Source organism: Aeromonas sp. 600886, from assembly GCF_049174935.1.
GTDB lineage: Bacteria > Pseudomonadota > Gammaproteobacteria > Enterobacterales > Aeromonadaceae > Aeromonas > Aeromonas veronii_A.
On sequence record NZ_JAAKUB010000008.1, the window covers coordinates 143,201 to 168,093 of the forward strand.

18 protein-coding genes are annotated in these 24,893 nt (G+C 51.7%); 4 read left to right on the forward strand and 14 right to left on the reverse strand.

What is annotated here, in order from left to right; genetic code table 11:
- Nucleotides 1–45: 45 nt before the first annotated feature.
- The 3 genes from G5179_RS08760 to asnB all read left to right on the forward strand — a co-directional run bounded on the left by G5179_RS08760 (nt 46) and on the right by asnB (nt 3,989).
- Nucleotides 46–1,620, forward strand: coding sequence for a cation:proton antiporter family protein (locus G5179_RS08760; RefSeq protein WP_088869592.1), 1,575 nt, complete (start codon nt 46–48; stop codon nt 1,618–1,620).
- A gap of 143 nt (nt 1,621–1,763) precedes the next feature.
- On the forward strand, nt 1,764–2,132 hold the full coding sequence (locus G5179_RS08765; protein ID WP_421258208.1) for a cupin domain-containing protein: 369 nt from the start codon (nt 1,764–1,766) through the stop codon (nt 2,130–2,132).
- Between the two features lie 192 nt (nt 2,133–2,324).
- Nucleotides 2,325–3,989 (forward strand): asparagine synthase B, encoded by a 1,665-nt coding sequence (gene asnB / locus G5179_RS08770; protein ID WP_108571266.1) that lies wholly within the window; start codon nt 2,325–2,327, stop codon nt 3,987–3,989.
- A 317-nt stretch (nt 3,990–4,306) separates the two neighbouring features.
- Here the strand turns inward: asnB and G5179_RS08775 are convergent, their stop codons facing one another.
- From G5179_RS08775 to G5179_RS08840, 14 genes are all read right to left on the reverse strand, one after another.
- Nucleotides 4,307–4,813: a hypothetical protein gene (locus G5179_RS08775; protein ID WP_227342501.1), complete on the reverse strand. Its 507-nt coding sequence runs from the start codon at nt 4,811–4,813 to the stop codon at nt 4,307–4,309.
- Nucleotides 4,814–4,873: 60 nt separating this feature from the next.
- Nucleotides 4,874–6,208, reverse strand: coding sequence for a capsule biosynthesis protein (locus G5179_RS08780; protein ID WP_216953368.1), 1,335 nt, complete (start codon nt 6,206–6,208; stop codon nt 4,874–4,876).
- Nucleotides 6,209–6,215: 7 nt separating this feature from the next.
- The gene (locus tag G5179_RS08785; protein ID WP_421254607.1) at nt 6,216–8,306 is read right to left on the reverse strand and encodes a capsular polysaccharide biosynthesis protein; all 2,091 of its coding nucleotides are present in this window, start codon (nt 8,304–8,306) and stop codon (nt 6,216–6,218) included.
- Between the two features lie 22 nt (nt 8,307–8,328).
- Nucleotides 8,329–9,369, reverse strand: coding sequence for a galactosyltransferase-related protein (locus tag G5179_RS08790; RefSeq protein WP_421254608.1), 1,041 nt, complete (start codon nt 9,367–9,369; stop codon nt 8,329–8,331).
- Nucleotides 9,370–10,377, reverse strand: a complete 1,008-nt coding sequence (locus tag G5179_RS08795; protein ID WP_421254609.1) for a DUF6270 domain-containing protein — start codon at nt 10,375–10,377, stop codon at nt 9,370–9,372.
- A gap of 15 nt (nt 10,378–10,392) precedes the next feature.
- Nucleotides 10,393–14,358: a glycosyltransferase family protein gene (locus tag G5179_RS08800; protein WP_421254610.1), complete on the reverse strand. Its 3,966-nt coding sequence runs from the start codon at nt 14,356–14,358 to the stop codon at nt 10,393–10,395.
- A gap of 22 nt (nt 14,359–14,380) precedes the next feature.
- A complete protein-coding gene (gene wecC, locus G5179_RS08805) occupies nt 14,381–15,637 on the reverse strand; it encodes a UDP-N-acetyl-D-mannosamine dehydrogenase (RefSeq protein ID WP_421254611.1) in 1,257 nt (418 codons plus the stop codon).
- Between the two features lie 68 nt (nt 15,638–15,705).
- Nucleotides 15,706–16,881: a non-hydrolyzing UDP-N-acetylglucosamine 2-epimerase gene (wecB, locus tag G5179_RS08810; RefSeq protein ID WP_227342487.1), complete on the reverse strand. Its 1,176-nt coding sequence runs from the start codon at nt 16,879–16,881 to the stop codon at nt 15,706–15,708.
- A 48-nt stretch (nt 16,882–16,929) separates the two neighbouring features.
- On the reverse strand, nt 16,930–17,922 hold the full coding sequence (locus G5179_RS08815) for a CgeB family protein (protein ID WP_421254612.1): 993 nt from the start codon (nt 17,920–17,922) through the stop codon (nt 16,930–16,932).
- 228 nt (nt 17,923–18,150) lie between these two features.
- Nucleotides 18,151–19,377 (reverse strand): sugar transporter, encoded by a 1,227-nt coding sequence (locus G5179_RS08820; RefSeq protein ID WP_421254613.1) that lies wholly within the window; start codon nt 19,375–19,377, stop codon nt 18,151–18,153.
- Nucleotides 19,378–19,392: 15 nt separating this feature from the next.
- On the reverse strand, nt 19,393–20,043 hold the full coding sequence (locus G5179_RS08825; RefSeq protein ID WP_201989227.1) for an ABC transporter ATP-binding protein: 651 nt from the start codon (nt 20,041–20,043) through the stop codon (nt 19,393–19,395).
- 10 nt (nt 20,044–20,053) lie between these two features.
- Nucleotides 20,054–20,854 (reverse strand): ABC transporter permease, encoded by an 801-nt coding sequence (locus G5179_RS08830; RefSeq protein ID WP_421254614.1) that lies wholly within the window; start codon nt 20,852–20,854, stop codon nt 20,054–20,056.
- Between the two features lie 65 nt (nt 20,855–20,919).
- Complete coding sequence (locus G5179_RS08835; RefSeq protein ID WP_421258209.1) at nt 20,920–22,728, reverse strand: polysaccharide biosynthesis/export family protein; 1,809 nt, start codon at nt 22,726–22,728, stop codon at nt 20,920–20,922.
- Nucleotides 22,715–23,089, reverse strand: a complete 375-nt coding sequence (locus G5179_RS08840; RefSeq protein WP_201996467.1) for a hypothetical protein — start codon at nt 23,087–23,089, stop codon at nt 22,715–22,717. Before G5179_RS08840 ends, G5179_RS08835 begins: the two co-directional genes overlap by 14 nt.
- Before the next feature lie 1,170 nt (nt 23,090–24,259).
- Here G5179_RS08840 and G5179_RS08845 point away from each other — a divergent pair.
- Entirely contained in the window at nt 24,260–24,784 is a 525-nt protein-coding gene (locus G5179_RS08845; RefSeq protein WP_421254615.1) for an acyloxyacyl hydrolase, read from the forward strand.
- The last annotated feature ends 109 nt before the right edge of the window (nt 24,785–24,893 follow it).

The following is a 24,893-nucleotide window of genomic DNA, read 5'->3' on the forward strand; positions in this document are numbered from 1 at the left end:
AGGATTTAAACAGGGCAGGTCTCCCCTGCCCCAGCTGGACCTGTTATGGAACCCATTCTCATCGCCGTGGCCTTTGGCTGCGGCATGGTAGTCAATCTGATTGGCCTGCCCCCCCTGCTCGGCTTTCTGGCCGCCGGTTTTATCCTCAACGGCATGGGATATGAAAATACCCCCGCCCTGAGCGAGGTGGCCGATCTCGGCGTCACCCTGCTGCTGTTCACCATCGGTCTCAAGCTCAATATCAAGACCCTGATGCGGCGCGATGTGTGGGGCACTACCAGCCTGCACCTGCTGCTCTCCACTCTGCTCTTTACCGTAGTTCTGCTGGTCTGCAAGGGACTGGGGCTTGAACTTGCCCTCTCGCTGGACTGGAAGCTGGCGCTGCTGCTGGGTTTTGCCCTCTCCTTCTCCAGCACCGTCTTTGCGGTCAAGGTGCTGGAAGATCGCAGCGACATGAACGCCCTCTACGCCCGCATCGCCATCGGTGTGCTGGTGATGCAGGATGTATTCGCAGTGGCGTTTCTGGCCTTCTCCAGCGGCAAATGGCCCAGTATCTGGGCACTCTGGGTGCTGGGGCTGCCGCTGCTACGCCCGCTGCTGTTCAAGCTCTTGGAGCGGGCCGGTCACGGCGAGCTGCAGGTGCTGTTCGGAGTCTTTCTGGCGCTGGTGGTCGGGGCCGCCGGTTTTGAAGTGGTTGGCCTCAAGCCGGATCTGGGAGCCCTCATCATTGGCATGCTGCTCGCCTCCCATCCTGCCGCAGCTGGGCTGGCCAAGGCGCTCTTCAACCTCAAAGACCTGTTTCTTATCTGCTTCTTCCTCACCATCGGCCTCAACGGTCTGCCGACCCACGACACCATGTTGCTGGCGCTGGCGCTGGTGCTGGCCCTGCCGCTCAAAAGCGCGCTCTACTATCTGGTCTACAGCGGCGCACACCTGCGAGTACGCACCGCGCTGCTCTCCACCCTGGCGCTCACCAACTTCTCGGAGTTTGGCCTGATCGTCGCCGCCATCGCAGCCAAGGCGGGCTGGCTCTCCCACGAGTGGCTGGTGGCGGTCTCGCTGGCACTGGCGGCCAGCTTTATGATCTCTGCCCCCCTCAATGCCCAGAGCGAGCGCATTTATCACCGCATCGGCCACTGGCTGCGAGGATTGCAAGCGAGCAACCTCCATCCGGAAGACAGGCCCATCGAGCTGGGCGATGCCGAGGTGATCATCCTAGGCATGGGGCGGATAGGTCAGGGGGCATACTTCGAGCTGGAGAACAAATACGGCAACGTCATCCTCGGGGTGGAGAACGACAGCGAGAAGCTGCCCACCCTGCGTGCCCAGGGGATGAACGTCATCGAGGGGGATGCCACCGATACCGACTTCTGGGACAAGGTGCTGCTCTCCAATCAGGTCAATCTGGTACTGCTGGCGATGCCCCACCACTCGGGTAATCTCTACGCCATCGAGAAGCTGCGCAGCCACGGGTTCAACGGCAAGATCGCCGCCATCGTCCGCTTCGAGGATGATATCGCCTCCTTGCAGGAGCAGGGGGTGGATGCGGTGTTCAACGTCTACAACGAAGCGGGCAGCGGCTTTGCCCGCCATGTGATCCGCCGCTTGCAGCCACTTTGAGTCGTCGACCAGCAGCCCTTGGCAAGGGCTCTTGGCAAGCAGGAACGCATCGTTTAAGTTATGCACAACCTCGTTTAATAAAACGAACAAACGCGGGGCCGGGATGGCCCCGCGTTCCTATCTGCCGAAGCCAAGGAGGCACCATGAAGACCCTCAACGACTGGATTTTGCTCGATCGCCACGATGCGACCCCCACCCCACTGATGCCCGCCCCCGAACGCATTAAAGCGGGCCATCCGAGTCAGACGCTGTGGAACCACTACTCCGACCCCAGCCAGCAGTTTCACATCGGCTTCTGGGCTTGCGAGCCTGGCCGCTGGGCCATCTACTACACCGAGCACGAGTATTGCCAACTGCTGGAGGGGGATGTGGTGATCCACGACAATCTGGGCGGCCAGCTGGCCCTCAAACCCGGCGATCAATTCGTGATTCCGGCAGGCTTTGTCGGAGAGTGGGAGACCCTTACCCCCTGTCGCAAGGTCTATGTGATCTTCGAACCCGCCTCAGCTTGACGTTCACATCACCCGGCCCCGTTGCAGCAACCCTTATCCTGTTGATCTGCTTGACGCTTACGGCATGATTTTCTGCGGTTTTCCCGCTTGCAAAAGGTTTTTCCGCTAGGCATTGTGTCTGACGAGGAATGTAAATGGAATTTCGAGCCCAAACGTGGGGGGCTCATATAAAAATCAAGAGGATTACCGCCAATGTGTTCAATTTTCGGCATTCTGGATATCAAGTCCGATGCAGTAGCCCTGCGCAAATCGGCGCTGGAGATGTCCAAGCGACTGCGTCACCGCGGGCCTGACTGGTCCGGCGTCTACAGCTCCGACAAAGCCATTCTGGTGCACGAGCGTCTGGCCATCGTCGACCCGGGCAATGGCGCCCAGCCGCTCTACAACCCCGAACGCACTCATGTGCTGGCGGTCAACGGCGAGATCTACAACCACAAAGAGCTGGAGAAGAGCCTCAAGGTCGACTTCCAGTTCCAGACCAAATCCGACTGTGAAGTGCTGCTGGCCCTTTACAAGGAGAAGGGCCCGGCGTTTCTCGACGATCTCAACGGCATCTTTGCCTTCATTCTTTATGACGCCGAACAGGATGCCTACCTGATTGGTCGCGACCACATGGGGATCATTCCCCTCTATACCGGTCGCGATGAGCACGGCAACTTCTATGTCGCCTCCGAGATGAAGGCGCTGGTACCGGTCTGCAAGAGCGTCGAAACCTTCCCACCGGGACACTACCTGTGGAGCAAGGATGGCGAGCTCAAACAGTGGTACAAGCGCGACTGGATGGAGTACGCCGCGGTCGAGCACAACGTCAGCGACAAGGCCGAGCTGAAAGCCGCGCTGGAAGCTGCGGTCAAGCGCCAGCTGATGTGCGACGTGCCCTATGGCGTGCTGCTCTCCGGCGGGCTGGACTCCTCCGTCATCTCCGCTATCACCAAGCTCTATGCGGCGCGCCGCATCGAGGACGATGGCAAGAGCGAAGCCTGGTGGCCGCAACTGCACTCCTTCGCTGTCGGCCTGGAAGGCTCACCTGATCTCGCCGCCGCCCGCAAGGTAGCTGATCACCTCGGTACCATCCACCACCAGATCCACTTCACCGTGCAGGAGGGTCTGGATGCCCTGCGCGACGTCATCTATCACCTCGAGACCTATGACGTCACCACCATCCGCGCCTCCACGCCGATGTATCTGATGGCCCGCTACATCAAGGCGATGGGGATCAAGATGGTGCTCTCCGGCGAAGGCTCCGACGAGCTGTTCGGTGGCTACCTCTACTTCCACAAGGCGCCCAACGCCCGCGAGTTCCACGAAGAGAACGTGCGCAAGCTCGCCTCTTTGCACCTCTATGACTGCCTGCGCGCCAACAAGTCGATGGCAGCCTGGGGTGTGGAGGGTCGCGTGCCCTTCCTCGACAAGGAGTTCATGGACGTGGCGATGCGCCTGCAGCCCGCCGACAAGATGTGTGGCAAGGGCAAGATCGAGAAGCACATCCTGCGCGAAGCGTTCGAGGATCTGCTGCCCCACGAAGTGGCATGGCGCCAGAAGGAACAGTTCTCCGACGGCGTAGGTTATTCGTGGATCGACAGCCTGAAAGCCATGGTGGAGCAGGAAGTGACGGATCAGATGTTCGAAGCGGCCGCCTTCCGCTTCCCCATCAACACCCCGCTCACCAAGGAGGCCTACTTCTACCGCGCCATCTTCGACGAGCACTTCCCGCTGGAAGCTGCCGCCCGTACCGTGCCCTACGGCAAGTCGGTCGCCTGCTCCACCCCCACCGCGCTGGAGTGGGATGCCAAGTTCAAGGAGATGGCCGACCCGTCCGGCCGCGCCGTGATGGACGTGCACCAGCAGGGCTACTAAGCCAGAGCGGGGCGACCCCATCGGCTAACGCCAGATAGCAAAAAGCCCTTCACCATGGTGAAGGGCTTTTTATTTTTAAATGTTCCAGATGCAATCAATATTGATAAATGAATATGCCACTTAGCTCATCTTGAAATAAATCCACAATAATTGTTGCTCAGATAAAATGGGGCACCATTTTATGACTCACAAGTCAAAATCTGGCCTGAAATATATTTCACACAGCTTGCCAGATTATATCCACCACAAATGCGTATTAAAAAAACGTGACAAAATGACAAAGTACAATGCGTAATGGCGATCATATTTCGCTAATATTACAGCGTCCATCGCAATGAGAAGGTGGTGACCGCGACATGGTCTCCCCCAGGTACCCAATCAACCTTGGGTGCATAACCGACTTCCAATGCAACTGACTTGTAACCCAGTATCACTATCGGCAAAGCGGCAAAACCATCAATACCCGAACCGTTGAGATAACCAGCCTGCGCCCCTACCCCAGCAAAAACATGTTCGGTGAGATACCACTCTTTCCGATAAGAGAAACCCGCATAACCAGCTGTATTTTCTAGAGAATCCCGATAAAGCCCGCCGCGCAGCGCAAGTTTTCCCGTGTCGTTGTCACCCAAGAACACCCACGCCAATCCCAATCCCGGGTTAAAACCATTAAAGTCACAGGTTTTGCTTTTTTTTCCTGTTCCCTGCGAACAATCACTGTGTATTGATGCCCCGTGAATAATAAGTGAAAGATCATGTTCAGCTGCCATGGAAAAAGTCGGCAACCCCAAGAGTCCAATGGATAACAAGCAACCGTGAATGTTCATGTTAACCTTCCTGGTTTTATTTACCTCTCACTAACACACTAAATCAAAAATAGGCAGACATCAAACGAGTAACATCAGAGCGGTTGAACCGATAGATGTAAACGGGTCGCTAATACCATCGAGAGTGGCCAGCCAGGGTAATGTAAGGCACATGGTATTATTCACCCTCATACGGCGTTCCGGCGATACGAGCTCATCACGCATATTCGGCGCTGAAAGCTTCATTTTTTCCATGACCGCCAGCGCACTCATTTTCAGATGACGGTAAAAACTGGCATTGAGCTGGGTCAGATGGAGCAAGGAGTGGCGCACCCGTTTGAATGTCTCGGCACATACCGGGCTCTGCGAGTGCCAGAAGGAGGCCAGCGAACCTTTGGTGGTCAGACCGTCAATATCATAGAGTGCCCGCCCCATGCAGAAGGTGGGTACATCATGGAGCAAAGCAGAGAGACCGACCGTGCTGTTGATGGTGATCACCCCTTTGAGCAAGGGATACAGGGTTGGCAGCGGCAGTTCATAACCGTAAAAGACCCTCCCCTCCAGGCCAAGCACCGCAATGAGCCTGTTTATCTGGGCACGATAACTGACATAGCCCCGATCCATGGGGTGGTGCTTGAACAACAACACATCTTCGGGTTTGGCATGCTCCGCAAAGGAGTTGATCACCTGCGCAACCATCTCCTCTACCCCGCTCAGGTCAGAGTGCTCACGGATCTGAAAATCCTCGGTCACTTGCAGTGGCACAAAGAAGATCCGCCCGGCGTGCTGCGGCAACGCCTTGAGCAGGGCGCGATCCTGGCGCAAGTTGCCGTATTTCACCATGGCGCCACAGACCCACCCCATCGCCTCCTGCACCAGACTCCAGGGACGGTGATTCACAAAGTGGGGATAACGCCAACGGAACAGCGACTTGTTGATGTGGTAGCGACTGGCATACCAGGCGCGCACCGCAAAGGTCTTGCCCACCTTGAGCGAGCTGTCATAAGGCACAGGCCAATCCAGTTGGGCAAGTTGATCGCGCCGCTCATACCAGGGGCTGAAGGCATTGACCCCCCCCTGCTCCAGCGTGACGAAATCGGGTCTGAGATAGCCCTCCTCCATCGCCCAGAATGGCACTCGCTTCAACTTGCAGATACGGCCAGCCTCCAGATGGTAATAACGGCAGTCCCCGTAACAGATCACCGTATCGATACCCTGCTGCTTGAGCACCCGGCGGAAAAAGGCGTTCCAGCTTTCCGGTTTCCCGCGAAAACGCAGATTTTTTCCGGCACAGGGCCAGCACTCATCCCCGCCATTGAAATGGATCTTCACCACCTGATGTCCCGCCTCGGTCAACTGACGACTCAGGGTCTGAAAGAAAGGGCCAAGCGGGCCTTGCAGTAACAAAATCTTCATTGACGACTTATCTCAAAAACGGGGAGAGAGAGGGGCGCTGCATGAGCGTCTGGAACAAGTAACCGAGCTTGAGCTGCCAGCGTTGCCAGCGGCTCGCTTTTTGGGCCGATGAGTGTCCCTGCTTCGCCAGTTGGTGGATCAACTGCTCCGGACTTATCCAGAGCCCGGTCTGCCAATCGAGATAGAGCGGATAGGCAACCAGCGTCAGATAGACCAGCGCCGCCAGCGGCAGACTACGTTGACGACGAGCAGGCGGATTGGCATCCGTTGTCAACCCCCAGCCACTGTAGAAGGGTTGGCCCCAGGTCGTCACCTTGACCCCCTGCACCAGCGCCTCGAAGCCACTGAGCGAGGTCATGGTATGCAGCTCATCCACATGGGGATAGAGGCTGGTGAGCCCAATATCCAGCACCTGGCTATCGACACACTCCGCCAGACAGGCCGCAGAAATCGCCCCACCACGATTGCCCGCCACCACATCAGGGTGTGGCTTGTAGAGAATATGAGCATCGGGTTTGGCCGCTCGCACCGCCCACAGCAACTGCTCATTGCTGCGAATATGGGGGCTCCCGGTCAGAATGGAGGCATCGCCATCTACCTGACCCACCACCAGCACCAGCTCACGACCATCATCGGGCCTGGTGTAGTGCTGCGGCTCGCCCACATTGTATTTGCTGACCCTGTGTTCCCGTAGCAAGGCGAGCAGCGCATCCCCGCGCTTGACCTCCGCCTCTGTCAACTCCTGATAGTTGAGCAACTGTTCCAGCCCGCTGGGAGTGCGACTGTCGAAATAGATCCCGACCGGGTCCAGTGACAAGGAGGAGGGACGACAGAGATTGGAGCCCAGCCCCCTCGAGCGAATAAAACCATCCTCGACCCGGATTGCAGAGGCGAGATCAGGGTGGCGGCTACCCCACACCAATATCTGCTCGTCACCGGTCAACCGCTTGGGTGGCTTGCGCACAAAGCGCAACTCATCGGCCAAATGCTGGCAAAACGCCTGCATAAATGCCCGCTTCCACAGCGAGAAACCGACCAGATAAAGCCTGCGCCAGCGCGGCGCGGGGCGGCGCTGATTGGCAATAATGGCGATCACCTCCTCTACCTCGCAACGCTGGCCCAGCACAGGGTCGAGATAGCGGGGATAGCGGATCAAGGCTGCCGCGACCAGCTGGGCGAGCGACACTTTTACGTTGCGCCTTTCACACTGCTTGCTGTCATGGGTCAGCCCCCAACCCGCATAAAACGGCATACCGAAGCAATAGACCGGCTTGCCAAGCAACAGGCCCTCAAAACCAAGCTGGGATGACACCGTATAGACAGCATCCACCACATTGAGCAGTGCATGGGGATGGCAGTGATCGGCCACAATCTCCACATCATCCAGGTTCAGACGGGCCAACACCCCGCGCTTCTTGCCAAGGCGAGTATCGGGATGGGTGCGCAGCAGCAGGCGCGCATCGGGATGATTGCGGCGCGCCGCCTCCACCATCGCCACAAAATCAGCTTCACTGGCCAGCGCCCCCGGAATGGAGAGATCCCCCGCCACCTGATCGACCAGTAGGACCCTGGGTTTGGCGCTCTGCTGCAGACGTGTGGCAAGCCCTGATGGCAAGCCGCCATAGTCCCCGACAGCAGAGAGGGCGGTCACGCTGCCGCTGGCAATCGACTGATCGGGGGCAGTGGCATAACAGTTGTATTTGGTGACCCCGAGGCGTACCAGCTCATCGATCAGTCGCTCGGCCCGTGCCAACATCTGTGGCTCGCACGGGGTGGCAATCAATTGTTCAAGCTGGCTGGGCTGGCGGGCATCGTAATAGATCCCCACCGGATCGGCGATCAGCGAGACCGCCTTGCCCCCCCTAGCGGGGTGGCCGATATAACCGATAAAGCCATCTTCAAGCTGCCAATAGGGCAAACTCAGGGTCTTGGCCTGCTCCTTGATCTGGTGGGTATTAGCCTTCTGGCCCCAGCCGACCAGCACATCCCCCGGCTGTACGGCATCAGGGGAAGCAAAGCGCGCCAAGGGTTGTCCCAGACAGGCGCTGATTTGAGTGCTGCGGGCCAGTATGCCGCTGGATTGTGTCCATAGAGTCATGCAAATTGCTCAGATAAAAAGTTCAGCGAGATGTGGGCTTAAACATATCTCTGAAAAAGGCCCGAGGGTTGAGGTAGAGCTTGCGCAGCTTGCGCCACAGTGGCCGCTTGCGCTGCACCCCCTCTTGCCAGCGCAACAGCCCCGGATATTCGCTCACCGGATAGCCCGCCTCCTCCTGCAAACGGATCATCCACTCGCGAAAATCCGGCAGCTCCCCGCCAAGGTCGTTACAGGGCACCACGGGCCCTTTCAACGGGCCTCGCTCTGCTTCACTGCGAGCCAGCATCTGCTCAAGCAACTGATCATTGTTAGCCCGCCGCTTGTGGTAAGGGTGAGTCAGTGGGCGCGGATGCCACTGGTGAACCAGAAACCGGCCGGCAAACAGATGGGGCAGCGCATAATAACTGAAATAGCGGCGAAACCCCTGATAATCTCCCGGATGCTGTGCCTTGATATTGAGGGCATAGTCATCAGGTCGTGGCCCGATGGGGTAATGACGGGTGAGCCTGTCAATCAGTTCGAGATCTTCGCCGCCATGGCCGACAAACTGCTCGTCAAAGCCCCCCAGCTGCAAAAACCACTCGCGATTCATCAGCAAGCAACTGCTGGCCAGGGCGATTCCCTCCACCCGGTGATTTTCTCCCCGCAAAAAAGACTCCAGGCAGCCCTGAAAATCCCCATCAAAGCGCTCAGTCTCTTCCTTGGTTAGATAGAGACAGGGGTACATTTCAAATGCTATAGGGGCTGTAGTCCTATCACTTTCTTTTACATTGAAATGTGCCAGTAATTGAGAGTTAACTATTAAGTCCGCATCTAGAAAGAAAATTTTTTCACTATTGCTCTTGTTAACAGCAATGTTTCTGGCGCTAGCATTAGTAATATCGTTTGTCGCTATACAATGAAAGCTGATATTCTTGTATCTTTGCGAACCTGCTTCATTTGCGACAATACAGATATTCTCCCCATCAACGCTTTCCAAGCAAGAGGTCAGTCTGTCATCGCAATCCTTTTTACTACCTCGGTGCGAGGAATAGAAGTAAGGAATTATGAAATCAATCGACATTTATTCCTCAACATTGAGCCTCAATGATGCTCTATTATCATACGAATCTCTTAGGAAATAGATGACTTCAATCGTGTCAACCCCTTTGGTGAATTCGTCAGGGACGTTTATCTGAAAACTGTGGGTGTTACTATAATGTTTGATATCCCATCGGTTGTTATTAATTAAAAAATAACATGCTGATACAATGGAGTCAGGAAGATTCCCATCATAAGACACGTCAATATTATTTCCATTAAACCTTACTGAAATAAAATCACTAGATAGTGCATTAGATAAAATATCGGCGCGCTCTTTTTTGTAAAGGAAGTTTATTATTTTTTTATAGTAGTCATCTATATAATGGAATGGGCTAACGCCCCACTGATGATCGTTCTTAGCTATTAGTTCACATTGGGAAAATCTTATGAAAGCTGAGTCGGGAAGATCTTTTCTTATAATTTCGTATAGTTTAGCTAATACTTCATTTGAGCGTTTAATAAGAGTGTTTGGATAATTTGGAATTGTATTACACCCAGATGCCATGTATTCAGACCAATAGGATTCACTTATTATTATTTTGTTTTGTAATCCATTCCCCTTCATGAGTTCATAAAATGAACTCCAGGCCATTTCCCAATACCTGAGCCACTCAATACTGCCAGATTGAATGAGTTTGCCACCATTTAGTTCATGCTTTGAGGACATAAATTCATTTGACAGAGTAAGGAGACCCCCTTCAGGGGATCTCCAGATATTAAATCGCTCATCAATGAAATCCATAAGCAGATAATCGAAGTCTAACGCAGTGATATCTCGTCTAAACGTCTTGTTGATGTCATAATCAACTATTCTTCGTTGAAATTGAGACTTAATAACACTTGTGTCAACAGGGGTGTCTTTGGGTTCATTTCCAAATGCACTGGCCATTGAACTTCTTGCAAAATAGGCAAGAAGTTCAATTTTATCTTCTTCATCAAAGCCAATGGAGTCTCTACTTACACAGCTACCAAAAATGGCTAGTCTCATAATTTAGTCTTGTGTTTAAATATTTTTATTTGTGATTTGATTCAATTCTAACTCAATTGTTGCTTTGTTTGAACAATTCATTCTAACTCTATTCTTTGCATTGGTACTCATTCGCATAAACTCTTCAGGGGAAGAGTAGATAGCTATAATCCCTTTCACAAGAGATGAATAATGTTCTGCATAGTCTAAGATTGCAGAGTCTCTATCCACAAATTCGGGCACTGCCGCTACAGCATTAGTGAGCGGTATTAATCCTGAGGCCATTGCCTCATCCCGTGATACGCCTTGTGTATCCATACGGGTGGGACACATAAAGAGCCCATATTGCTGATGGAGCGCCTTGATCTCATGACGATTGACAAAGCGCCGTTCGATAATGACGTTGTCCAGTCCGGCGATGGGAGCGAGGATCTCGTCAAATAGTGGGCCGTCACCAATGATTCTGAATTCCAGCTCTTTAAAGAACTCGTATTGCTGCAACTCCAAAATGGCTTTGACCATCAGGTCATTAGCATAAACGCGGGAGGCATAAGGTCGGATAGAAAGAATTTTCTTTCTCTGTTCAACACTTTTTGGTTTGTATTCAAAGAAGTCAGTGTCAATCGGATTATGGATGATTGCATATTGCTGCGGTGGGATCTGGATTCCCAGATCCTCCATTGAGGTTTCTGCCAAATACCGTGACACAAAGACTATTTTCAGATTTGGGTGCATGGGGCTGAGCATCTCTCGCCACAGAGAAAGACGGGCATCACTCAAGGTCTGTGCTTTGGCGTGTTGCTCAGGTGTGTCATAGAGGAAGGCTCGGCGCTCGTAGGACTGAATATCAGCGCCATGGGTCCAGACAGTCACCTGCACCTGGTCCAGATGCTGCTTGATAACGTCCCATATTCCACGATCGATAAAGTGGATCACGATGTGCTTGTAACGACCGTGCCGTAGTTGTACCTCGAGAGCTTCGGATCCCCCTGTGGTGACATCTATGTCTTCGAACTCATGATAAGAGAGCGCTGTATCGGCCTTGAAGCGGAAGACATCGCAGACTACACCAGCCTCTTTGTAAGCCTTGACGCGACTGTGAACGAAGGCATTTTTATAAAGGTCGTTGTAGCTGGGATAGTTGTTGGTAATCACCAGGTACGGGTTGCACGCCAGTTGCTGGCAGGGTGTCTGAGGCTTGAAGTCGAGAATGAGCGATGACAGCGACGCCGAGCCAGCAGCATAGATCCGCAGGCCAAACTTGACCGATGCCGTCCCGCTGGGAAGTGGAATCTCCACATTGCGATTGGCAGGTTTCACCACATGAGAGAGCCGCTCCTTGTTAGTGTCCATAAAGAAGAGGACAAATTGCAGGTTCAGCCCCGGTGTGGTTTCCATGTGCAGGCGAAGCTTGCCATCTTGTACATTGAGCTCCGACAGGTGGTGTTCGCGCTTGGCATACCAGTATTCGTGTTTTCCGTCCGGAAGAGAGGAACTCAGGGTCAGCAGGCCATTTTCCATCACGGCTGAAACTTGCGTATTTTTGGCCGGTACCAGCAACTCATTCAGGGTTGTTGCGTGCAGAGCGGGCAGTTCATCAACACTACGCTCAAATGGCTGACAATTTTCTGCGATCTGGTTGAGCTCGGACAGGCCATAACCAGTTTCCAGTGTGGGGGCATTGAACGCATCGAAGCGTTCAGCAACCTCAGCACCATTCATGCAGTAGTTGAATTCATCCACCGAGAAGGCGAGAACATTTTCATAGTGATAGGTATAGAGACTGGTGACCCATTCTCGAAGGTTATTCTCGGGGATCACTGAACCAAACGCCAGGCTGCTTCGCGCCGGCAGGCTAGCCACCTCTTGATAAATTCGCTCACCATAATTTAATTGCAGTTCATCACTCTTGACCTTATAGAGGGCTCCTTTACCGATGACCTGTGCGTCGGTATAGCGAGTCGCAATGATGATGTCAGTCAGATAATGGGGGCCATAGTAATCTTCAGCGACCATGACCGACAGCCAAGCGCCACCGCACACCTCGCGTAGTCGCAACTGCTCTGCGTCGGAAGCACTGAGCAAGGTGATCGCGTCCTGAGGCGCGAGACCAGAGGTGTCCAATCCATTGCTTGTGACAATAACCATACGCTTGTTGTCATACTGCTGACGATTGAAGTGCTGCATCAGGAGAACACACTCTTCGATGCTTCTGGCGTAGCCCGTGACGCAGATAGCGGGCAGCATGTTTTCAAGCTGAGTGTCGCTGACTTTGGAGTAGATATAGGCAAGACGATCTTGGTAGGTATGTTCCAGCATGATCTTGCGTAGGGCCATCAGTCGTAGCTGCTTCACCTTTAGCGGATTGCCGGCGACATTCTGCAACCGCCTGACCAACTCACTCCCGGAATCCCCTGTGAAGACCAAATCGCCAAACATGGCGCGAACTCCACGAGAGAAGTTACTGACGGTGATCGTGTTGGAAGCAAGCAACTCGAAAACTCGGCGCGCAAACATCGATTGCGACTGTTTGATCGAGTTCAAATTGATAGAGTAGTAATAACCCTTGTAGGCCTTGTCGATCTCGCTATAAGGGAGCGTACCGACAATAAAAGGTTGATACTCTTCTGGGAATTGATAATCAGGAATATTTTTTCCAAAATTACGATCATATATTTCAACTGGTTTAAAATTGGGCAGACTCAACAAAAAATCCCCGAGGTCACGGGTACGCTCAGGATATTTCGTATAGTAGGCACCGGCAAAGCAGAATGCATCCTTACGCTGATACTTCTCAATCGGGTTATTAACCTTTGGTTGGGCAGCAAATGGCAGAAAATAAACACGACCGTGCCCAAGAGCTGTCTTATATCGACTAATACAATCGATGTCTGTGGTAAAGACATAATCAAAGAGCTTTGCTGTATTAAGAAAGGTTTCAAAGTGAACCGGATCTTCTTTATTCCAGAAGACTGTGGGTACACTGTTATTGCGGCACCATTCGACAATATCGACGACTTCCTGGCTCATATGGCCGACTTTACTACCCCAGAGGTCATTTTTACCGCGCCAGGCAGACTCGATCATGAGCAACTCTGGCCGGAATGACTCAAGCTCGGTCAACCAATTCTGCGGGGTAAGCTGAAGCAGGTTGCACTCAGGCTCGTAGGATAGATAGGTGAATTCATCCATAATACTGGCGACTTTTAGACGTCTTAACGCGTTGGAGATACCATCGCCCGTATCCAAAACCAGTTTCTCGATAGCACGTTCAAGATGAATCAGATCGGCACGACTGGTAGCACCTGTCGTGTCAAGCAGTAACTTGGGCAAGATGTTTGGGGATGAGGTAATTCCACGACGTTCTTTAGCTGTCTTCTTCAGTGCCAATAATTTGAGTGGTAAAGAGAAGAAGCCCTTCCAGCTCTTGGTCGAGAAAATAAGTGCGTGGCCGAGTTGATAAGAGAGGGTATTTTTAAGTTTGGCAGCTTTCATCCGCTGCTCTTCCAGTTCATGATGAACACGCGCCAACTCTTGCCTCATCTCATGAAGGGCAAGCCTTGAACGCAAGAAGTCCATTTTCATGTGTTCTTGATCAGACTGAATAGATTGTGTTATCGCCGTATTGACAGACAGGATGCTGTCTTTTTTCAATAGGTGTTCATTGAGTTGCTCAACCTGATTATTAAGCTGGTGAAGCTGTGCCTCAAGAGCATCCCTCTGTACACGAACTTCATCATACTCCTTTTCTAGGAGTGAGACTTTCCCCTTATAATTGGCGACCTGCTGGGTAATGTTTCTATATTTAACCCTGGCTTCATGCAATTGGGTTTTAGATAGAGAAACCTCACCTTCAAGAAGATCTATCTTTTCTGCAGACGTATTGGTCGCAATATCCAGTTGCTTTATCAGATCAGCTTTTGACGTTGCAGCTGTCTTTCTCTTTTTAATTCTATTATTTATTTGTTTTTTCATATTTTTTATATATGTGAACGGGGCCATGTTGACATGGCCCCGTAGTTAATTACTGAATGGCGTTAACGTAGTCGAGTATCTCGCTGGACCTTGCATCGTGCAGGGTCATGCCCAGGAATTGCTTGTGCTTGACCAAAATCACGATGACATCAGCCTGTTGCAGGGCATTGGATAGTGTGGAAAGAACGACGTTGTTACGGTTTTCCAGTACCGGCGGCAGTGCTTCGATATTGGGCTCAACCGCCAGAATTTTATAAGCCGGGTTATTTGCCAGGGTCTTGGTGATATCCAGCGCCGGGCTCTCACGCAGATCGTCGATATCCGGTTTGAAGGCCAGACCCAGACAGGCAATTTTCGGATTGCTCAGACCGGCAACCGCTTTTTCTACCTGCGCCACCACATAGTGCGGCTTGTAGTCGTTGACCAGGCGAGCCTGGTGGATGATTTTGGCAGTGTCAGGATTCTGGTTGACGATAAACCAGGGATCAACTGCGATGCAGTGGCCACCCACGCCGCAACCCGGTTGCAGAATATTGACTCGCGGGTGACGGTTGGCAAGGGAGATCAGCTCCCACACATTGATGCCCTGCTGGTCACAGATCAGCGACAGTTCGTTGGCAAAGGCGATATTGACATCACGGAAAGCGTTCTCGGTCAGCTTGCTCATCTCGGCGGTGCGCGCTTCGGTGGCAATGCACTCACCCTTCTTGACAAACATCTTGTAGACCTGAGTGGCGGCTTCGGTACTGGCCTTGTCCATGCCACCGATGATGCGATCGTTCTCCACCAGCTCGCGGATCACCTGACCGGGCAACACGCGCTCCGGGCAGTGGGCAACAAAGATGTCAGGGGTCTGGCCTTCTGCCACTGTGTGCGGGAAGGTCAGATCGCTGCGCTCTTCGGCCAGCCATTTGGCCATCTGTTCGGTGGCCCCCACCGGAGAAGTGGACTCCAGTACCACCAGATTGCCTTTCTCCAGCATGGGCGCCAGGGCACGGGAAGCACTCTCGATATATTTCAGATCCGGTTCGTGATCTTCACCCTTGAACGGGGTCGGCACAGCAATCAGGAAGGCATCCGCCTTCTGCGGGCTGGTGTGTGCGCTCAGGTGGCCATCCTGCACCGCTTGCTTGACCAGATCTTCCAGGCCCGGTTCCACGATATGGATCTTGCCCTGATTGATGGTGTCTACCGCATGCTGGTTGACATCGACACCGATAACCCGAATGCCGTTGCTAGCGATGACTGCTGCTGTTGGCAAACCGATATAGCCCAGACCAACGACGGAGATGGTTTCGAATTTCATTATCTTGTGCTCTCAAAAGTAAAACAGGGGGCAAATATGCCCCCAAGGACAGTTATGTAATCTGTAAATCAGGCCACTTGCAGGCTGCTGTCAATCTGCTGGCCGAGGGCGCCGCTCAGGCCAATGACAGCCTCAACGATGCGTTGACTGGTTCTGCCATCCCCATAGGGGTTGTTGGCATGGCTCATCACCTGGTAGGCCAGCTCGTCATCCAGCAGGCGAACGGTTTCTGCAACGATAGTCTCGTCACAGGTCCCCACCAGACGAACTGTTCCCGCCTTGACGGCAGCAGGACGCTCTGTGGTATCTCGCATGCACAGCACCGGTTTGCCCAAGGTGGGCGCCTCTTCCTGAATACCGCCCGAGTCGGTCAGGATCAGGTAGCTCTGCTTCATCAGATAGACGAACGGCAGGTAATCTTGCGGCTCGATCAGATGTACATTGTCGAGACCCTTGAGGTTGCGGTTGACCGGCTCTTGTACATTGGGGTTGAGGTGCACCGGATAGACGATTTGCACATCATCACGCTGGGCCAGTACGGAGAGCGCCTTGCAGATCCGCTCAAAGCCATCGCCATGGTTTTCGCGGCGATGGCCGGTGACCAGGATCAGCTTCTTGCTCTTGTCGAGGAAAGGGAAGCGCGCGGCCAGTTCAGCCTTCATGCCAAGGTTTTTATCAATGCGTTGGGAAACCTCAATCAAGGCGTCGATCACCGAGTTACCGGTGACGAAGATGGTCTCCGGAGCGATGTTCTCCATGATGAGGTTTTTCAGCGAGCTGATCGTCGGGGTGTAGTGTTGATCGGCGATGCCGCCAGTCAAACGACGCATCCCCTCTTCCGGCCAGGGAGAGTAGATGTTGCCGGTGCGCAGCCCTGCTTCAACATGGCCAACCGCGATACGGTGGTAGTAGGCGGCCAGTGTCGCCGCAAACGACGTAGCCGTGTCACCATGCACCAGAATGCGGTCCGGTTTGAACTCGGCAAAAACGGGTTTGAGCCCCTGCAAGATGGCGGTCGTGACATCGGTCAGATCCTGGCCCGGCTTCATGATGTTGAGATCATATTCCGGTTCAATTTCGAACAGGTTGAGAACCTGATCCAGCATCTCCCGGTGTTGCCCGGTCACACAGACCCGCACGTCAACCTTGCGATTGGCCTGGAAAGCCTTGACGATAGGGGCCATCTTGATGGCTTCCGGTCTGGTACCAAAAACGATCAATACTCGCTGCGCCTTAATTGGCATAATAATCACTCCCGTGTGAGCTAATTGGTTTTATCTATCCGAAATTAACTAATAAAGACTGAGTTCACTGTTGAGCTGTGTCAGCCTGTGTTGCCAGGTGTGTTGGGCCAGCACGATTTCCATCGCGTTTTGACCCAATTCGTCTCTTAGTCGAACGTTTTTTTGTAATTGTTCACACCATTCGCGCGCCGCAGCACCATCCTGCACTGCGACAATGCTCTTGCCAAAAATGTTATCCATGGCGATCGAAGGGGTGCTGATAATAGGGCAGCCAGCAGCGGCCAATTCAAACACCCGACGGGATAGCATGGTTGAAGATTGACTAATCGTATTGAAGTTTAAATATATTTGATATTGCTGATATGCCTTGGCAACCGACATTTGAGTGATCGCAGGTTTACAGTAAGGTTGTAGTTGCTCAGGATAGCTGCAGCCATTTCCCTTCTGCCAAAACCGGTCAAAAATAATCAGATTCTTATCTCGCAATGCCAGAAGAATATCCTCCTGAACCCTGCTTCGCTCAGCCAGCTCGTTACCATAATAGCCCCCCAGAAATGCGACCTCCTGACCGCGCACTCCCTTCTCTGCAGGTTGATACCAGCGTGGCTGGGCAGCAAACATCAGCACACCGACATGCTGAAAACGCTGATGGGGGAGCGCATGATAGCGCTCCAGTGAGCCGGAATCCGTGGTGTAGACCACATCAAACAACGCGGCCGCATCAGCAAAGCGTTCGAAGTGAAACGGATCCTCTTTGTTCCAGAAAATTGTTGTGATTTTCCGCTTTTGGCAGAATTCCAGCAACCTCCGCAGCTCTGGTTTATTGGGCGAACTATTGGCATAACTGGCTATTTTCCCTTTCCAGCTATCCTTATAACCACGCCAGGCTGATTCGACAAATAAAAAGTCAGGTTTGTAAAATCTTAACTTCCATTGCCAATCTATCGGTGTTATTTGAATTAAATCTGCGTCTGGAGCCAAACTGAATGTAGTAAACTGGTCGGCCACTAAAGCAATACATGGTCGTTTATTATTGCCCAAAGAAATTGATCCACACATATAATAAAGTGAAAATCATAGCCACCTATTATCTATATAGCGTGGAATATGAATAGCATGCTGGTTTTTATCAAAAAACCAATAAATTTATATACAATAGTCGCTTGGCTATATTCTGACAGGCAGACCTCATTCCTCAACGTTATCTCTTTGGCAGATGATATTCTCATCTGCCAAGAATACAGTTCTGACCTATCTTGCATCACCTTATCAATCCTGGTGTTCACGCAAGGTCGCCAGCCCCATAACAATCAGGCCATAGAAGAGGCAAAGCAGAACACCAATTGTGACCAGGTTATACAAGCGGCGTGGGTATTCGGCTTCTTCCGCCAAGGTTGGCTGCGTCACGACCAGCAGGTGTTTCAGCTTGCGATATGCCTCAACGCGGGCTTGCTCCAGACTGATAAGGCCCGTCTTGTAGAGATCAGCAGCCAGAGTGGCCTGGGTTTTCAGATCCATATATTGGGCAGTGATTTCGTTCATTGCCTCAGGTGCCAACTGAGTGCCAGCACCGGCATCATTGGTGGTCAATTTCGCCTTTTCCTGTTTCAGTTGCTTGCTTAATGCATCAACACGACTTTGCACCGATACCACCCCTGGTGCGCTCTCTTTCATATAACTGCGCAATTGCTTCAGTTCTGCCTGCTGGCGCACCAGCTCGGCTTCAATTTCACTGACCACACCAAGGCGTGCAGTGCTGGTCGATTCCGGGCTGATTAGCTGATGGCTATTTTGAAACGCCAGTACCTTGGCTTTCTCTGCCTGCAAGCGTTGATGGGAACGGTTAACCTCTTGCTCGACAAACGCAAGCTGATCCATGGCGACCTGGTGGCCCAGCTTGTTGATAAAACCTTCCGCCTCTTTCAGCATCATGCTCACTACCTGCTGGCCATATACGGGATCAAAAGCCTGCAGTTCGATAGTTAATACCCCGGAGAGTTCATCAAGACGCAAGGTCAGGTGATCACGGTAATATTCAAGAAACTCTTCGCGGGTCGCCTCCCCCGATAAACGGGAGAAGAAGTCGGCATCATGGCTTTGGTAGTGCGCTTTGAGCGCCAATTCGCGATCCAGCTTGGCCAGCAGATCCCAGGAGCGCAGGTACTCTTGTACCAGCAATACGTCCTGATGATTGCTACCACCCAGCCCCAGCATAGACAGAGCATCGGGCAACATTTTGATCTGATCTGCCTGCTTGATAATGATGTCACTTCGGCTGACATAACGGTCTGAAGCAATCCCGCCAAAATAGATCGATGCCATGGTAAAGCAGGCTACAACCCACAAAAAGCTGCCCAGTTTCAGACTCTGTTGCCAGGACCTGTGGGCAATTTTATAACCGTTGGAATCAATGAAGAAACGCTTCGGCTCTTTGCCAAGTTTGCGAAGCTTCCGCACGAAGCGTGATGGCTTTTCTGTTCTGATAGGTTGTGTCATGTTTAATTGTGCTTATTATAGATTTTGATAAATACGGATCGCATCGTCGATATTGTCAAATACCTCCAATCGGCTATTTCGTAATAAAATACCCATATCACACTGCTGACGCAGGTTTTTCATATCGTGCGACACCATAATAAGGCTGGCAGTTTCACGTTTCTGGTTAAATACATCGATACACTTCTGTTTAAAGCGGGCATCCCCCACCGAGGTGATTTCGTCAGTCAGATAGATATCGAAATCAAACGCCATGCTAACCGCAAAGGAAAATTTGGAACGCATACCACTGGAGTATCCCTTGATTGGCAGCTCGAAATGCTGACCGATTTCCGAGAACTCCTTGACCCACTCTTCCACGGCAGCTGTCTCGCGTACCCCGTGGATGCGGCAAACAAAGCGGGTATTTTCACGCCCCGTCATGCTGCCCTGAAAACCGCCCCCCAATGCCAGTGGCCAGGAGACCCGGCAATGCCGGCTCACCTTGCCACGGTTGGGCATATCCATGCCCCCGAGCAGTCGTAGCAGGGTCGATTTGCCCGCCCCGTTGACCCCCAGAATGCCGATATTGCGGTCCTGAGGCAGGGTGAGCGATACATCGCGCAGCACATAGTTACGACCAAATTTGGTCGGGTAATACTTGGTAACTGAATCAAGAACAATCATGTGGATCACTTTAACTGGCAATCAAGCGGCGGTGGCTTAACCGATAGCAACTCATGGCGAAGGTGAGCAGTATCAGGGTGACCGCAGCCAGATACTCCCAACTAACATATGGGCTGCTATAGCCGGCAATCCAGCCACTGCGAATCAGCTCGAGGGCATGCACCAGCGGATTCCATAAAAACCAGTGCCGATATTGGGCCGGAATGGTGGCCAGCGGATACATGACACAAGAGACAAACATCAATGGCATCATCAGCAGACCGAGAAACTTGTCGGCCTCTTGCATCAAGTTGCAGATAACACAAAAAACAATGCCGAGGGAAAACGAGAATACCATCAGAAGCAGATAGATAAGAAGCACCTGCAGCGGGTCGGCGGGGATGGCATCAAAACCAAACCAGATTAACCCCAATATCAATACCCCCCCCACCATCATCCCCACCATGGTTTCGAGCATAAAGCGCGCGATGAAGGTCGAGAATGGGGTGACCTGACGGTAGCAAAACAGCCCCATATTGGAGCTAACTGCCGTTTGCAGTTTACTCACCACATTTCTAAAAAAGAGAAAGGGCAAATACCCGGCGGTGATAAAGAGTGGTGCCGGTGCCCCACCAAAGCCACTGTGGTTCCGCAGACCAAAAATCAGGCTGAAAAAACCAATCATTAGCAGCGGATCCAGCAGAGCCCAGGCATAACCCAACCGGTAACTACCAAAGCGGGTTTTAAGCTCACGAATAAGCAGGCCAAAGACAACATCTCGCAACACCTGCAAGGATGTGCGCGGCGTTTGATTAAGAATCGGTTTATTCATTAGTTCGCTTTACCCATAGCAGACTCGCCCATTCGCGAGTCTGCTTTTTTACAGCAAGAAGCGGCTTAGTTAATTGCTACGTTAGCAGCCACGGCGATCTGATAAATGATTTGGGTAATATCCTTGACCGATTGCATGGTTTTGCTGTCGACCTTGGGCAACACCAGGATCTGATCACCGGGCTGGACACTCCCCTTATCTTTAAACTCCACCAACCCGTTGGCATGAACCACGGCAATCCGCTGGTCATTCGCACGCTCGGTAAATCCACCCGCCCAGGCCACATAGTCATCGAGAGTTGCATTGGCGTTATAGACCACAGCTTGCGGCATCAATACTTCCCCACCGACCTGGATCAGGTCCGTTCTGTTCGGTATGACAATCTGGTCACCCTGTTCCAGCTGAATGTTCGCAACAATCCCCTTGTCTGCGACCACCACCTTGCCAAGTGGCTGGATTTTTCTGGCTTTTTCGACAAAGCGCATCACCAGTTCTGCCTCTTTGGCACGGATCGCCGCTTCACCATCCGAGCTGGCAGGAGCAGTAAACACACTGCGCTCCAACCGGTTGAGCGACTCTTCCAACATCTCTTTTTGCCGCGCAGCAACACTCTTGCGCATCAGGTAGATGGATTGGTAATCGGCAAGCTGTGGATCAATGGGAATATGGTTGAGCAGCTCATGCAGCTTGGTCTGCTTGCGCACAGTGAAATATGAAGGCCCCATATAGCTACCAGCGACCTGCACATCATAAACCTGAGCATGCATGTCATCGTTGAACAAGACTTTGTCACCATCCTTAAGCTGGAGGCTGGCAAAATCCTTGTAAGGTAAATAGATGGAGAATGGACCACTTGGACGGTCACCTATCACCCCGACATGGCTCACCTTGGCAAGCGGCAGTGCATAGTTGACCAGCTCCGAGCCTAGCGTATTGCGCTGAGTCAATTCGAAACGGAAGGGATTACGAACCTTGCCTGCGACATTTATCATCGGGCCCTGTGGCTCTACCAGGATGACATCCTGATCTTTAAAAGAGAGCTTGGGCATTTTGCCCTGCTGCATGAATTCATACAGATCGATTTTTTGGATGACCTGATTCTGGCGTAATACCTTTATTTGACGATAGCTGCCGCGCTCCGAGTCGATCCCCCCAGCCCGCTTTAGAAAATAGAGCACACTGTCAGAAGATTGACCCGCATACTGGCCTGGCCGTATTACCGGGCCAGTGACAAACACACTCACGGGAGTTGTTGTCAGCAGGTTGACGTAGATATTGACATTATTTGTAAAAACATCGCCAATTCTGCTGGTCACCAGATTATTGACCTGGCTGGCAGGTACATTCTTGACATTTATCGGGCCGACATCAGGGATGAAAATATTGCCCTGATTATCTACCGTCACTACATTTGAAAAATTGACGGCCCCCCAGATCCAGATATTAAGCTTGTCCCCTGGCGCTATCAGATAATTGTCATTCAAGCCATCGCTGCGTTCGGTCTCATAGCCACCGGCAAACAGATTGGCGCCATAGGGAGGAGGTAATCCAGCCTCTGCCAGGGGCAGTAATTTACGTACATCTGCCTCACCGGGTAACAACATCCCTTGACGATTCTGTTGAGTAAAACTCCCGGTCGTTGAACTTGTGTTGGCCTGCCCACTCAGTGCTGCTTGACCACCAAGCTGGGTGCCGGTGTTTTCAGCAGCCTTTCCTGAAAGGGTGTAACCAAATGATGATCCATTTGCTTGCGCTAAATCCGGGGCGGCAATGGCCATGGTTGCGCAGGATGTACTGATGAGAAACAGAAGTGTGCCGAGCTGATAAATTTTCATTTTGTTCAAAACATGTGCCTTCATTTTATTGCTCAGCAAGAAGGTTGCTGACAGAGGTCTGTTCCAGTTGAGGTATCAGATACCATTGTTCTTCAGTCTTGCATGCCGCGCGCCTTTGCGAATGGCCTTGCATGCTGTTAAACAACAACTCAACGCACTCAAGACCCAGAGCCGAAACATAGCGTTGCCCCAGGGTATAGGTAACATTGTTTCTACTGAATGCAGCGCCTTGTGGCAATGTATTCAGCGCCTGCTGCAGATCGGGAGGCATGGCATACAATTCGGTAGCAACAGACGGGTTGACGAGAGGACGAGACGCTTCTACCTGCTTTGGCTCATATGCACAGCCACCAACTTGTATGGCTAACGATATGGCCAATAACCGGGTTGCAAAATTCATGTGTCAATATTTCCCATGGAGTCAAGTGTTGATCTGTTAAAGCCAGGTCGCCTTATGGTCTGGCAACGCTATTGCCGATCGACTCATTATCTTTCATGACCAAAAAACGAACTGACATGTGGCTGTTCATCCCCAGCCCTGCAACTGCAAAAGCGGGTTTTGAGTTCCTCATCAACAGACAATCTGCCGAGACTGCGAAGCGATACCAGGCAGTCTGAACAAGAGGGCTTTGCTCAAAAAATTACCATTTACAGCACACATTTCAGAATGTTCTGAGTGAATCGAGCAAGACACGATATATGATGGATCTCAGACAGAACAGCAATAGTCTCATCAGAAGTAGGCATGAGCTCTAAAATGAGCAATGCTGCTCAATTGCTGTAAAGATGTAGCGATGTTGATGCGAAACACTGTTTTTTTGCCATAGCTACCGCACGGCAATGACATCTTCCCGGACAAAAAACAGACAAAATGGATGTAAAACTAAAACAGGAGGGAAAATAACGATGCCTGCCAGCTCAAAAAGCAGACAGAAATTGATTGCAATGTAAGCACCCACCCCGTGCATGAGAACGTCACAATGTGACGTATATCATGTTTATTCTCATTTTTTTCGAATGCTATCAATTAGCCACAATTGGGTCAACACTCAAAAAACTCACCTGCATTCTTCACACGACAAAGAGGGACACAAGACTCTGTTTTTAAAAGATTTACACTCAAAGCAGCATTGGTAATAAATGTATTCGTACGGTGTAAATATTTTTGACGACAAGCAAGATTAATTTAGAAATTTCTTAATTATCCCTCGCTCCTCCAAAAAGAAATTAATTTTTGTGAGTCACATCCATTGAACTTTCAATTAAAATATGGTTGGCAATACTTTATTCGAGTTCGGCAACCTCTCTGATATCCCCATCAATCCACTCAGCCATTGCCTGAAAAGTGACCGCCATTAACATCACACATAACAAACTGTTCAAATAACGTTCAGCCAGACTCCGTTTTTCCCCCGTTATTGAGAACATAAAAGTGATAGACCATTTATTCGCCAACATGGTTTTTTTTAGTTTTTCTGGCCGTGATTGACAGGGTTATTGCCTGTTGACTATGCCTGATATGTGTCCGATTGAATCGGCACCACAGGGTCTCAACGACATTGGAGGGGGCATGGACGCTAACACTCTATCAAGGATTGGCCTGCTGGTTTCACTGCTCACCAGCACAGGGGCCGTGGCCAATGACAATATTCTTGCCCTGCAGCTGGGCAAGGCGTTCAACAATGAAAAGCTTGACATCAAGATCGCCGATGCCAAGTTTCACCACATGTTCTGGCGCTGGGGAGACTCGGCCTGTCAATTTGGATTGGGAGTGCGTGGCGGTACCCTCAAGTTAGAAGATGAAGAGACAGCAAGACTGGGAGGCGGTGCCCGTATCGAATGCCAATGGGGTAACTGGGTGACCTGGATCCCCGGCGAAATGGTCTGGCTCGATCAGTATCAATTTGGCACCCGCGGCCACGGCTACAAGGATTACGGCGGTCCCTTGCAGTTCGCTCTGGGTATCGGCCTCGGTTACGCCATCACCAAGAATTGGCTGATCGGCTATCAGTATGAGCACATGTCCAACGCCTATATGTATGACAAGAACCCGGGGCTGGACAGCCATACCCTCCATATCGAGTACCGTTTTTAGCCAGACAGACTTCGTCGTGCTCATCTGAACACTGTCTAGTCCTGAAATAGGTTTACACATTTTCAACTAGCATTTCTCTACTCAGAACCCCCTATGTACCGCATCGGGG